Source organism: Nostoc sp. DedQUE05, assembly GCF_034530955.1.
Taxonomy (GTDB): Bacteria; Cyanobacteriota; Cyanobacteriia; order Cyanobacteriales; family Nostocaceae; genus Nostoc.
This window is the reverse complement of sequence record NZ_JAVRCB010000030.1, coordinates 1-12,757: the sequence shown is the minus strand read 5'-3', so window position 1 is coordinate 12,757 and position 12,757 is coordinate 1. Positions and strand designations below refer to the sequence as shown.

The 12,757-nt window shown below is 42.5% G+C and carries 11 protein-coding genes and 1 pseudogene; 2 read left to right on the top strand and 10 right to left on the bottom strand.

Going from position 1 to position 12,757, the window contains the following annotated elements:
• Positions 1-451: 451 nt before the first annotated feature.
• The 6 genes from RMZ42_RS21585 to RMZ42_RS21560 form a co-directional block, all read right to left on the bottom strand.
• Complete coding sequence (locus RMZ42_RS21585) at positions 452-1,333, bottom strand: hypothetical protein (RefSeq protein ID WP_322673332.1); 882 nt, start codon at positions 1,331-1,333, stop codon at positions 452-454.
• Positions 1,334-1,543: 210 nt separating this feature from the next.
• Positions 1,544-2,194 (bottom strand): Uma2 family endonuclease, encoded by a 651-nt coding sequence (locus tag RMZ42_RS21580; RefSeq protein ID WP_322673331.1) that lies wholly within the window; start codon positions 2,192-2,194, stop codon positions 1,544-1,546.
• 14 nt (positions 2,195-2,208) lie between these two features.
• A complete protein-coding gene (locus RMZ42_RS21575; protein WP_322673330.1) occupies positions 2,209-4,632 on the bottom strand; it encodes an endonuclease MutS2 in 2,424 nt (807 codons plus the stop codon).
• Between the two features lie 196 nt (positions 4,633-4,828).
• Positions 4,829-5,125, bottom strand: a complete 297-nt coding sequence (locus RMZ42_RS21570; RefSeq protein WP_322673329.1) for a DUF2288 domain-containing protein — start codon at positions 5,123-5,125, stop codon at positions 4,829-4,831.
• A gap of 74 nt (positions 5,126-5,199) precedes the next feature.
• Positions 5,200-6,237 carry an AI-2E family transporter gene (locus tag RMZ42_RS21565; protein WP_322673328.1) on the bottom strand — a complete coding sequence of 346 codons (1,038 nt, stop codon included), beginning with the start codon at positions 6,235-6,237 and terminating at the stop codon, positions 5,200-5,202.
• Positions 6,238-6,454: 217 nt separating this feature from the next.
• Positions 6,455-7,093 (bottom strand): lysophospholipid acyltransferase family protein, encoded by a 639-nt coding sequence (locus RMZ42_RS21560; RefSeq protein WP_322673327.1) that lies wholly within the window; start codon positions 7,091-7,093, stop codon positions 6,455-6,457.
• Between RMZ42_RS21560 and RMZ42_RS21555 the strand changes: the two genes are divergently transcribed.
• Positions 7,086-7,361 carry a hypothetical protein gene (locus RMZ42_RS21555; RefSeq protein WP_322673326.1) on the top strand — a complete coding sequence of 92 codons (276 nt, stop codon included), beginning with the start codon at positions 7,086-7,088 and terminating at the stop codon, positions 7,359-7,361. The two genes, RMZ42_RS21560 and RMZ42_RS21555, sit on opposite strands and share 8 nt — an antisense overlap.
• Positions 7,362-7,366: 5 nt before the next feature.
• Here RMZ42_RS21555 and fabD read toward each other — a convergent pair whose 3' ends face one another.
• The 4 genes from fabD to RMZ42_RS21535 form a co-directional block, all read right to left on the bottom strand.
• Entirely contained in the window at positions 7,367-8,248 is an 882-nt protein-coding gene (gene fabD, locus RMZ42_RS21550; RefSeq protein WP_322673325.1) for an ACP S-malonyltransferase, read from the bottom strand.
• 119 nt (positions 8,249-8,367) lie between these two features.
• Positions 8,368-9,360, bottom strand: a complete 993-nt coding sequence (locus RMZ42_RS21545; protein WP_322673324.1) for a beta-ketoacyl-ACP synthase 3 — start codon at positions 9,358-9,360, stop codon at positions 8,368-8,370.
• 141 nt (positions 9,361-9,501) lie between these two features.
• On the bottom strand, positions 9,502-10,524 hold the full coding sequence (plsX, locus tag RMZ42_RS21540) for a phosphate acyltransferase PlsX (RefSeq protein ID WP_322673323.1): 1,023 nt from the start codon (positions 10,522-10,524) through the stop codon (positions 9,502-9,504).
• Positions 10,525-10,837: 313 nt separating this feature from the next.
• The gene (locus tag RMZ42_RS21535) at positions 10,838-12,319 is read right to left on the bottom strand and encodes a leucyl aminopeptidase (protein ID WP_322673322.1); all 1,482 of its coding nucleotides are present in this window, start codon (positions 12,317-12,319) and stop codon (positions 10,838-10,840) included.
• A 201-nt stretch (positions 12,320-12,520) separates the two neighbouring features.
• On the opposite strand from RMZ42_RS21535, the pseudogene RMZ42_RS21530 reads away from it, so the two are divergent.
• Positions 12,521-12,757: pseudogene (locus RMZ42_RS21530) on the top strand (hypothetical protein); the annotation flags it as partial.

Sequence of the window (12,757 nt, the reverse complement as noted above, 5' to 3'; positions counted from 1 at the left end):
ACCTCCTAATTTGTTTGCATTTTTAAATTTTGAAATTTCTTGATATTTATTACTTGGTCTTAATATATACATAATTACTCTACAAATATTTTTCCTGTTTGCTAAAGGCACTTTTTGCTGCTGGACATTACCCCAACTAAGTTTTACTTGTGTGCGGCCTGTTATTTCAGTATAGGCTGGGCAACATCAGGACGATTGACGCCTCCATAAATAAAACCGATGACAAACTTAAAAATTTGATAAAGTCAGCCTTTGAAGATGTTGACAATTGATTTACTCCAACTTAGTTGGTAATGCAACTCTGACCACAAACCACGCACATATCAGAACTTATTTATAAAGTTAATGGGCAGAGGTAATAGTTTAGACATTCACCAAAACCTATGCTTAAATATGGCTTAATTTCATTACTTCACCCAAGCGAATCACTCTATAATCATCACCAATCTATTTAAAATGGTAAGTTGAAAACACTTTCAGGAAGAGACTTTAGAGGATTTCCATAGAGAAGTATACTGTTCTTAAGTCCAGATAAATTCCTAATACTATCTGGTAATTCGGTTAGCTGATTGTTTATAAGCTCTAACTTTTCTAACTTAGTTAGGATACCTATACTCCCTGGTAATTGAGTTAATTTATTGTCATTAATAATTAGTTCTCTAAGATTTCGCAATTCACCAATACTCTCTGGCAAAGAACTTAAAAATCCCCTTTCAAGCCTCATAACTGTTAATTTTTGCAGTTTGCCAATAGTATCTGGTAACTTATGTAGTTTGGGATTGCGGCTGATTTCTAAATAATCTAAATTACTAAGATTACCTATAGTATTAGGTAGTGACTGTATAACTGTAGAGTTAATTATCAGTTCTTTTAAAGAACTAAGTTCTCCAATATTGTCAGGTAACTTCTCAAAATTAGCAAGCGGTCTCATTGATTCCATCAACTCTAACCGCTTAAGATTTTTGAGTTTACCAATACTGTTTGGTATTGCTTTCAAGCGTGAACAATCAGCAATGTGCAAAACTTCTAAATTTTTAAGATTACCGATACTTTCAGGTAGATATTCTAATTCACATAAATCATAAATCTTAAGTATTTTTAAGTTAGTTAGCTTTCCAATAGTTGTTGGTATTTGTTCAATTCCATAAACTACATTGTGCGATTTACTATAAATTGTTAATTCTTCTAAACTTAATATGTCGCCGATAGAATCAGGAATAACAGAATCCCTGTACCTATGAGAAAAACTCAAGTTTAGCCTCGTGATTTTGGCTCTTATGTCACTTTCAATTACGGCTTCAGCTTCTTGTAGAGTTTCTATTTCTATATCCATATAATTTATGATATATCTTATTTAATTAGAATATTAATGTCTGGTACTTATAGGTATTAGATAAAAGGTAAATAGCGTGGTTTGCTAACCTGTAAACCACGCTTCGTAAATCTTCTAATGTTTAGTTTGGTAAGGGATAAATAGCAAAATATCACTATTTTTATCCCACTAGCCATAACTTTTTTGAGTAGGCATTTCTGATAATTTAAACTAAATCGGGCTACTAATTTGCTGTCTTATCCACACACGAAATGCTTTCATTGTCGCATTTCTGCCATTGGTTTTACTTAGCATCAAATATTCGGGAATCACTTGGTTTATTGGGAGATTGGGAAAAATATAACTGGTATTTGATTCTACATACTTACCATCAAAAAGCACGTTTATTTCTAACTTACTTCCATTCCATCGCCACAGTTCCGTTACTCTCAAATCTTGATAATTATTGAAACGAGTGCGGGAGGTAATATCAATTTCAATAGCCAAATCTGGAGGCGGGTCAATTTCTAAATTTATTCTATCTTTGCCCCTAACTCTAGCTTCATTTTGGATATAGAAACAATCATCTGGTTCTACCCCAGCATCCATACTTTCCTTATCAAAAGTTGTAGAACCCAAACTCCAAAATTCCAGATCGAGTTCTTCTAATAAAACTTTTACCAAGTCGCCAATAATAACTTTAGCTACTTCATGCTCTGGCAATGGAGCCATTATTTCTAGCACCCCTTGACTGTAACCTATCCGCGAACTGCGATTGTCTCCTAGTTCTGCTAAAATGCGTTTGTATGCCGACCAAGAGACATCTTTAATCAACAACTGATGACCGGCTCTAACAATTAGTTGATTGAGTTCAAGTAACATAGCATTCCTGCTTTTTATTTGATGTGAGCAACGGTAACACCAGTGCCGCCATCTGCTTGTTCTGCTGGTTCGTAGTTGTTCACTCTGGGATGCTGTTGCAAAAATGCGTGAACTCCTTGTCGAAGTTTCCCAGTACCGTAACCATGAATAATCCAGACTGGGCCTGTAGCTTCCGAAATAGCTTTATCTAAAATGTATTCGGCATCAGCTACCCGTTTACCACGTAAATCGATGGTATTTTTGGAAGTCCGAATTTCTGGGACAGCTGGCGGTGGGGGGGTTACTGCTGCTGGGGCTGGTTTGGCTTTAACAACCGGTTCGGGTTTTTGACCATCTAGAGATTCTACATCTTGCAACTTCACGGTCATCTTCATTAGCCCAAAGCGAACGCTTAACTCGCCATCTTCATCGGGGGCAGCGATCACTTCTGCTATCTGTCCCAATTTGGGAACGCGGATGCGATCGCCTACTTTGGGCATAAACCCAACTTTTGGTTTTGCTGGCGTTGCTGGCTGATATTGCTGGCCAATTTGATTCAAAGCATTAGTTGCTTGCTGCGCCTCTTGGGCTGTGGGCGTACCTTTCTGCAAACGGCGGATAACTTGGGCAATTTCACCTTTTGCTTGAGCGATCGCTTGTTGCACTGCTATTTCCTGTGAAGCCCGCAAACTGCTTTCCCTTTCCTCCAAACTTGCAGCTTTTGCAGATACTTCTTTATATAAACGTTCCGCTTGCTGCAACAAAACTTGGGCTTCCGCAGCTTTGGTTTCTTGGCGGCGGCGTTGCGCTTCTAAGCCTGCAATTACCTGGTTAACTTCATCTGTAGCTTCTCCAACTTGGGTTTTCGCCTGTTGTACAACTTCTGGCTTCAATCCCAAGCGCAGGGCAATAGTCAGGGCGTTAGAACGTCCGGGGATGCCCCACAGCAGACGGTAAGTAGGCGATAGAGTACTTTCGTCAAATTCTACAGAGGCATTTTCAAACCGATCGTCTTCGTATTTCAGGGCTTTTAGTTCCCCGAAGTGAGTGGTAGCGATCGTTAGCTGGGAATGGTTGGCGAGATATTGCAACAAGGCGATCGCTAAAGCACTACCTTCTACTGGATCGGTTCCTGCACCGACTTCATCAAGTAAAACTAGGGAATTGGGCATAGGGCATGGGGCATTGGAATCTTTTTCATCTTCCTCTACTTCCCCAGTTCCCAATGCTTCCAAAATCCGACTAATTCGGCGGATGTGTCCAGAGAATGTGGATAAACTCTGCTGTAAGGATTGTTCATCGCCAATATCTGCCAGCACTTTATCAAACCAAGGTATTTCTACTGGTTCGCGGGCGGGGACAAATAAACCCACTTTGGCCATTAATGCTGCTAACCCCAAGGTTTTTAAGGTTACAGTTTTACCGCCAGTATTGGGCCCGGTAATTGTCACTACCCGAATTTGCGGACTAATCAATAAATCTACAGGAATTACTGGTTGCCCTTGTTCGTGCTGTTGTTGCCACACTAACAGAGGATGTCGCAAGTTCCGCAAGGTAATCATTTCCCTGTCTTCGCGCTGGATAAATCGCGGGGGGTTTGCTCCTAGCCAGAAACTATATCGCGATCTAGCGGTTGCCAGATCCAAAGTAGTAGCGATCGCTAACAACCTTTCTAAATCTGGTTTGACTGCGGCTACTTGTTCCGTCAAAACACGGCGAATTGTTTCTTCTTCGGCTTGCTCTCTTCTGATGATCTGCCGCAGTTGGTTGCCTAGAGGTACTACTGAATTCGGTTCCACATAAAGGGTGGCACCGCTGGTAGAGGTATCGTGAACTATACCGGGAATGGCATCTTTTTGGGGTGCTTTTACGGGGATAACAAAGCGATCGCTGCGTTGGGTAATCAGCTGTTCTTGAACTGCGCCAGATTTTGCCTGTAAGATATTTTGCAGCTTTTGAGTAATTTGGCTGCGTACTCGCCGCGAGTCTGTGCGAATTTCTCCCAGTTTTTGACTCGCGCGGTCAGTTACCTGGGCCCGTTCATCAATACAGCGGTGAATTTCCTGTTCTAGTTCGGGATAAGTCCGCAAATCGGCAACCAAATCAGTCAATATTGGCAAATCTTCTTGATTGTCGATGACACGGCGCAAATTTCTGGCACCAGCGAGGGTGGTAGCGATCGCTAACAGTTCTTCCCCTGCTAAAACTCCACTGCGTTCTGCTCGTTCTAGGGAATCGCCAATATCTTGAATTCCCTCAAATGACAGTCCCGTGGTCAGGCGAGTTTCCAGTTGGTAGATTTCTTTGGTTTGCTCTAACAACAGTTCGCTTTGGGTCTGAGAATCAGGTATTTTCAGATGACGCGCAGCTGTCGCCCCCAGCTTCGTTGCGGCAAAAGTGGCAAGGTGCTGGCACAGGCGAGGCCATTCTAATAATTCTAAGGTTTCAGATTGGATCAAGGTTTCAACATCTAATCTGAAATAATGGTAACAATTCTAGCTCCTAGATGGATAAATCTTAAAGGAGAAAATTTTGCTTTAATCAAATCAGCTAGATAGTCCGTGGCAATAGCCAAGTAATAACTGGCACATTAGACTATCTTTTCTAAGAAAATATTCCAACACCAACTGCCATTGAAAAAAACACAGAAACGAATTAGGCAGCAAGTATTTCTTGGGCTAGAACGTAAGGCTGAACGATGAGAGTATTAAATCGTTTACTGCGATCGCCATTCCATTCTCCCACTTGTACTGTTGTGGGTTTGGTAATCAATTGTTTATCAATCCACTGTTCCACTGATGGAATGTTATCACTGGCGATCGCTACTCCAACATCCACCAAGTCTAGCTCAAGCGCCACCAAAATTACTGCATCTCGTTGTACATGAGGAATTAACCATTCCCACTCTGCCTCATCCAAAATTTCTGTTAATTCCGCTCTTAAATCCGACATTACTTCCCAATTATTTGTAAATGGCTATTTTTACATTATTCAGTAGTTCCGAGTTCCTGACAAATGACCAATAACTAAACTTCAGATTTCATTTCATCTATTTCAAATAAAGACACAATTACTCCAGCGATGGGAATAGATATAAAAACACCTAATAATCCTGCTACTTTAGCCCCTACTAGTAAAGCAAAAAACACCACTACAGGATTAAGATTCAGCGCGCCTTGCATAATTCTGGGCGCAATCAAGTTGTCTTGTATCTGCTGGAGGACAATACAAGCTATTAATACTTTGACTGCTAACCAAACACCTTGAGACAACACGAATAGAGTAACTGTGCTTACTCCTAATGTTGCTCCTATACCAGGAATAATATCAACAATTCCGACTATTATTGACAATATCAAAGCAAAAGGTACTTTTAATAATAAAAATACTAGAAATGTTGAAATTGTTAAAAATGCGCTTAATAGTAACTGACCTCTAAAAAATCCCAGAAAAGACTTTCTAATTATATTGGTAAATCTATTACGACGCTGTTTTGGAACTATTTTCAAAATAAAGTTCCATAATTTGTCTCCATCTAATAGCATGAAAAAAGCCACAACTGCAATCAAGATAAAAGTGACAAAGTTCGTCATGAATCCTTGTAAAATAGCTAAACTATTAACAAGACTTGATACAGCCTGATTCCGCAATTGTTCTTGAATAAAACTTAAATCTATTTGTAAATTACGGTTTCGTAACAAACCTTCTATTCCCTCTAATAAAGGTACTAAAGAATTTAAAAATGCAGTGATACTATCAATTAATTGTTGTCCTTGAGATAAAACCGTTAAGCTTACAGTAATTATCAGACCGCCTATAATCACAATACTGAGCAAGAAAACTACACCAACAGCTATACCGTGGGGCAAAAACCGCCGCAGCCCTTGTACAGGATAACTGAGCAAAAAAGCTAAAATTGCTGCAAATGTAAAAATAACAATGACCGATTCAAAATAAGCTAAAAGTTGTACAATTGCCCAGCCAGAAGCAACCAAAAGCAAAAATCGAACTAATGCTAGATTATTTAATCGCTCCCAAAAACTCTTGGCTTCAAAGCCGCTCATAATAATTCATAATTCGTAATTCGTAATTCGTAATTTGTGGTAATTAAACCATAAAAACGCTAGTTGTTTAGCGCGATCGAGTGAGCCACCCTGTAAGATTGATAATTTATTTGTTGGCAGTCCTTTAGTTTATTGCTAGAGGAATAGAGTTTAAGATTAGAGTAATCTAATAGCGATCGCTACCTCCCTAAAGCATATATCTGTAGTATCTCTAGATTCATCGTCCTAAATCATGCATTTCGTTAATTACTGTGGCACACTTTTGTGTCAACGCTTCCAATTCCTCTTTATTACTGGAACTGGGAGCATCAATCAATTTACCAATTCTGACGGTGATGGGAACTGCGTGAGGTAGGGACGAGCCTTTTTGTAAAATCTTTTCAGTACCCCAGACACTTACTGGTAATATTGGGGCTTTTGCTTTCGCCGCTAGCAGCAGTGCGCCTCTTTTGGGGTCTGTAATTCGACCATCTGGGGTGCGAGTACCTTGCAAGAAAACACCGACAGCCCAACCTTTATTGAGATATTCTAGGGCGGAACGGATGGCATTGCGATCGGCATTTCCCCGACTCACTGGGTAAGCACCATACAATTTAATCGCTTGCGCCAAAACGGGGATATTAAATAACTCTTCTTTCGCCATGTACGCTACCGGACGACGTACACAATTAGAGACAATCGGCGGATCGAAATAACTAGCGTGATTACTTGCTACTAATAGAGGCCCTGATTTGGGGACATTTTCCGCACCATAAATATGGCCCTGAAAATAAGCGTGAAGCATGGGGCTGACGACTGACCATTTAAAGGCGTGGTAAAGTGCCAGACTGATCAACGGTTCGCGGTTTTTGTCCACAGAAGATAATGCAAATCAAACTGAATTTAGCATACGCGATCGCAACACCCAGATCAAACGCAAAAAAGTTAAAGATGCAAATCAGCAACGCACGCCTACAGAAATTGCTTCACATCCCAACACAATTTGGATTCATACTTGCTTGGTATCTGAAAACCAAATCAAGATTGCGATCGCAGAGAATGGTCTTGGAGTTGCAGACACAAATTTAACTAGGTTATTTAACCTTTTTTTGACAACTAAAGATGTGGGTAAGAGATCCAGCTAAAAAAATTAAACAGGTAAATCAGTAGCACTTTGGATGTTTTGTAAAATCAAATCAGGGGTATTACGTTTAATCAAGCCAGTTAACACTTTACCAGGGCCAATTTCCATTACTCGCTCGATACCGTTGGCTGGTAATTGCAGACAAATTTCTCGCCATCTTACAGAACCAGTCATTTGTTTGTTCAGGCGTTGTTTTAAAATCTCGGCATCAATAGATGCAGTTGGCTCGACATTAGACAGCACTGGCACAATCGCGGGTTGAAATTCCACAGATTCTAAAATGTCTTGAAATTCCGCAGCTGCTGGTGCTATTAAATGTGAATGAAATGCTCCAGAAACTTTTAGGGGAACCGCACGCTTTGCTTTAACTTGAGTCATCAGCGCTTGTACAGCCTCAGTCGTGCCTGAAATTACCACTTGAGCCGAACTATTATCATTTGCTATCACCACATCAGGCGTTTGAGCAATAATTTTTTCTAGCTGTTCGCGGTCAAAGTTCATCAAAGCTGCCATCATCCCATCGATGGAACTATCCATAAGTTCTGCACGACGCTTCACCAGATATAAACCAGCCGACCATTCAAAAACACCCGCTATATAAAGAGCAGTATATTCTCCCAAACTGTGGCCAGCAACTAAATCTGGCTGGTGTCCTCGTTCTCGAAGCAGGTCAGCAAGAATGCTTTCAACCACATAAAGACTTGGTTGAGTATACAGCGTTTGTGATAACTTCTCTTCTTGAGTTTGACAAATTTCAGTTACAGACCAGCCCAAAATATCCTCAGCTTTGGCAAGCTTGTCTTTAGCGGACGGTATATCTAGTAAATCCATTCCCATTCCCAGCGTTTGGGAACCTTGTCCGGGAAACACCCATGCAGTTTTTGTCATTTGTCAATAGTCAGTGGTCATTGGTCATTGGAGACTGGGGATTAGGGACTGGGGATTAGGGACTGGGGATTAGGTACTGGGGAAGAGTTTCCCAATACCCAATACCCAGTCTCCAATCCCTATCTTCCCCATTGAAAGATTGCCGCGCCCCAAGTAAGACCGGCACCAAAGCCGGATGTCGCAACGATGTCATTGGGTTTAATTTTACCTTGTCGTACTGCTTCATCTAAAGCTAAGGGGATGGAAGCAGCTGAAGTATTGCCATACTGGGCGAGATTACTTATAACTTTATCTTCTGGGATATTCAGGCGTTGGGCAACGGCATCGATAATTCGCTGATTGGCTTGATGCAATATCAGCCAATCTATCTGGTCAACGCTAAGATTGGCTTGAAACAAGGCTTTATCAATTATTTCTGGCACTTTTTGGACAGCAAAGCGGTAGACTTCTTTGCCGTTCATCGTAATCGGTTGGTAAGTGCCTTTGGTGATATTTACATCAGTCAGCAGTTCTTGGGAAGTACCTGCATAAGCAAGGTTGAGGTAATGGTTTTGAGTACCATCACTTTTAAGTGCAAATCCTAATAAGCGATCGCTTTTGGCAGCTTGTAACACCACTGCCCCAGCACCGTCACCAAACAATACACAAGTCCGGCGATCTTCCCAATCTACCCAACGAGAGAGGATATCTGCCCCTATTAACAATACATTTCTATAGACACCAGTTCTAATGTATTGGGCTGCTGTAACCAAACCAAACACAAAGCCAGAACAGGCAGCGGTTAAGTCAAAGGCGACTGCGTTGGTAGCTCCCAATTGCGCCTGTACTTGACAAGCACTACCAAACAAATCATCAGGGGTGGAAGTCGCTAGCAGAATCAGGTCTAGGTCTTCTGGTTGAATTCCCGAAGCGGCGATCGCTTGGCTGCTGGCGGCAGTAGCGAGTACACTCAAGGACTCAGATGGCAGAGCTAATCGACGTTGACGAATTCCCGTTCTTGTAGCGATCCACTCATCTGATGTTTCAACTAGTTCACTCAATGTCTGGTTGTGTAGGGAAGTCGCTGGTACTGCCGAGCCGCTTCCAGTAATTGCTACGCCTAAGTTTTGCACTCCTAATCTCCCAAGCTATCAGCTTTTTGTCTTTTGTCTTTTGTCAGTTGTCCTTTGTCATTTGTCCTTTGTCATTTGCCAGTTGTCCTTTACAAATGACCAATGACCAATGACCAATGACCAATGACTAATGACCAATGACTAACCGCTCTCGCGCTCTAGGATATATTGGGACTGAATTCGTTGTATCACCTGATTGTCAACAGCTTCTTTTGCCATGCGAATTGCATTAAAAATTGAAGGTGCTTGAGAGCTACCGTGACCGATAAAACAGACTCCTGCCACGCCTAGTAGTAAAGCACCACCATGTTCTGCGTGATCCATTCGCTGCTTAATCCGCTTCAAGTTGGGTTTTAAGAGTGCGGAACCGATTTGACCGTGCAATCCTTGGGGTAATTCTTCCCGCAGAATTTGCAGAATCACTTCTCCGACGGCTTCGGCAAATTTTAACAGTACATTGCCTACAAAGCCATCGCAGACAATCACATCAAAGTGACCGGAAAGTACATCACGCCCTTCAGCATTGCCAATAAAATTAATTTGGGAATTTTCGCGTAGCAGTTGGTGGGCGCGGACGGCTGCATCATTGCCCTTAGAGTCTTCTTCACCGATATTCAGCAAACCTACTTTCGGTTCATCTGTACCCAAGACATACTTACTGTAAGCCGATCCCATAACACCAAACTGCTCTAAAAACTTGGGGCGGCAATCTACATTTGCGCCAACATCAAGTACCAGCACTGGCTTACCAGCAATAATTGTCGGAAAAACTGTCCCGATCGCTGGGCGATCGATTCCTGGCAATCGTCCTAAGCGCAGCAAAGCTGATGCCATAGCGGCCCCAGAGTGACCAGCCGAAAATACGGCATCTGCCTTTTGTTGCTTGACTAAATCCATCGCCACATTGATAGAAGCCTTGCGTTTGCGTCTAACTGCATTTAAAGGCTCCTCATCCATAGCGATCGCTTCTTCAGCATTCACGATCTCTACCTGCCCTAAACTTGTTTTTGATGGCAAGGCAGCTTCTATTTGTTGGGGATCGCCAACTAAAAATATATCTACACCCAATTCTTCTCTTGCTCGCAATGCGCCAGCAACGATTTCACCAGGTGCATGATCCCCTCCCATTGCGTCAATTGCGATCCGTACGCGAGTCGATCCCATTGCTCACAGCTTCTAGAAACCTTACAAATTTTACCAGATGGCAATGCCCGAAAAAGCTTAATTTTCTGACCGCCAAATTAATTCTGTTACTATTGCAACAATTTTTCCTGGCAAGCTCAAGATAGCACGAATTTGGGGATTGGGCATTGGGGATTGGGCATTGGGGATTGGGCATTGGGGATTGGGCATGGAGAAGAGACAAGGTAGACAAGGAAGATGGGAGAGACAAGGGAGAGGCTTGTTCAATAATTCCCCCTTGTCCCCCTGCCCCCCAGTCCCCAGTCCCCAGTCCCCAGTCCCCAGTCCCCAGTCCCTACTCACCAATCCCTAATACCCAATCAACTAGCGTCCGAACGCCGTAGCCTGTTGCCCCTGCGCTGTTGTAGCCATTTTCTTTATCTGTCCACACTGGGCCTGCAATATCTATGTGCGCCCAAGGGGTTTGTTTGACAAATTGCTTGAGGAAAAGGGCTGCGGTGATTGCACCACCTGGACGCGGCCCTGTATTTTTCATGTCCGCAATACCTGACTTTAACCCTTCAAAATATTTTTCTTCCATTGGCATCCGCCAAATCTTTTCTCCTGAAGTTTGGGCAGCTTTTTCGATCTGGGAAGCAACACCATCATCGGGAGTGTACAAACCAGCAATATCGTCACCCAAGGCAATGACGTTGGCACCAGTCAGGGTGGCTAAATCAACGATCGCATCTAATCCCAATTTTTCGGCATACACCAAGGCATCTGCTAAGGTCAAACGTCCTTCTGCATCGGTGTTGTTCACTTCAATTGTTTTGCCGTTTGATGCTGTGAGAATGTCTCCAGGGTGCATGGCATGACCGCTAATCATGTTTTCGGTCACTGCGGAGATGAAGTGAACTTCCGAATCCGGCTTAATTTGAGCAATTGCTTTTGCTGCGCCGAAGGTAGCAGCTGCACCCCCCATATCCATTTTCATGGTTTCGATGCCGCTACCTGCACCTTTAATGTTGAGTCCGCCGGAATCGAAGGTTACACCTTTACCAATAATTGCTAATTTCTTTTTGGGTGTACCTTCTGGCTTGTAAGTTAGGTGAATGAATTTCGGTGGCAAATCGGAAGCTTGGGCTACTCCTAAAAATGCGCCCATACCTAACTTTTCACAGTCTTCTCGTTCTAGAATTTCTAGTTGTAAACCGTATTCTTTGGCGATCGCTTGAGCAGTTTCCGCTAAAGTAATTGGTGTTACCGCGTTGGCTGGTGCTGCCACTAATTGCCGTGCCAAATTTACCCCAGAAACAATTTGATTGGCGCGGGTTATGGCGGCTTCTTGTCCGCCGAAACCCAGTAAATCTACACTTTCTATTTGTGAACCTTTCTCTTCTGGTTCAGATTTAAAGCGAATATCTTGGTAAAGTGCTAATTCCACACCTTCTGCGATCGCTTGGGCACTCGCGGCTGGATCGTTGTTCCACAATGGAAAACTAAAACCCAAAATTTTGCTTTTTTGCTTTTTTCCTACCCTGGCTACAGCAGCAGCAGCACGGCGCAGAGTATCTAGTTTTAACGCTTCTGGTTTGCCTAAACCCACTAAAATCAATTTCCGCACTGGGCTATCAGCATTTACACGGGTGAAGATTGTACTGTTGGCTTTACCTTTAAATTCTTCTTCAGTAATCAGTTCTTTTAAGACCCCAGAAAACTTTTGATCTAAAGTAGCTAGTTCTCCGGTTAACTCTACTGCATCTTCAAATAATCCAATTGCCAAACTATCGCCCGCCCACTCTAGTAAAGGCTTATCACTAGGTTGAATTGTCATTTTGGGATTTTCTGTAAATATTCCTTCTTGTACCAGTATTGCTCAAAATTCTGGTTTCATGGTGAGGGGAGTGGGTATTGGGCATTGGGTATTGGGTATTGGGCATTGGGCATGGGGCATGGGGCATGGGGCATCAAGGGTTAGTAAGTATAAGTTAACGAATTAGTATAAATAGCACTCGTTAATGAGTCTTTGATCCTCGTGAATCCACCTCAGAACTCCGTTAACGAGTCTTTGATCCTCGTTAATCCACCTCGGAACTCCGTTAACGAGTCTTTGATCCTCATTAATCCACCTCAGAACTCCGTTAACGAGTCTTTGATCCTCATTAATCCACCTCAGAACTCCGTTAACGAGTCTTTGATCCTCATTAATCCACCTCAGAACTCCGTTAACGAGTCTTTGATCCTCATTAATCCACCTCAGAACTCCGTTAAC

Coding starts and splice junctions, on each gene's coding strand:
- RMZ42_RS21585 (WP_322673332.1), bottom strand. CDS start 1,333: ATGGATATAGAAATAGAAACTCTACAAGAAGCTGAAGCCGTAATTGAA.
- RMZ42_RS21580 (WP_322673331.1), bottom strand. CDS start 2,194: ATGTTACTTGAACTCAATCAACTAATTGTTAGAGCCGGTCATCAGTTG.
- RMZ42_RS21570 (WP_322673329.1), bottom strand. CDS start 5,125: ATGTCGGATTTAAGAGCGGAATTAACAGAAATTTTGGATGAGGCAGAG.
- RMZ42_RS21565 (WP_322673328.1), bottom strand. CDS start 6,237: ATGAGCGGCTTTGAAGCCAAGAGTTTTTGGGAGCGATTAAATAATCTA.
- fabD (WP_322673325.1), bottom strand. CDS start 8,248: ATGACAAAAACTGCATGGGTGTTTCCCGGACAAGGTTCCCAAACGCTG.
- plsX (WP_322673323.1), bottom strand. CDS start 10,524: ATGGGATCGACTCGCGTACGGATCGCAATTGACGCAATGGGAGGGGAT.
- RMZ42_RS21535 (WP_322673322.1), bottom strand. CDS start 12,319: ATGACAATTCAACCTAGTGATAAGCCTTTACTAGAGTGGGCGGGCGAT.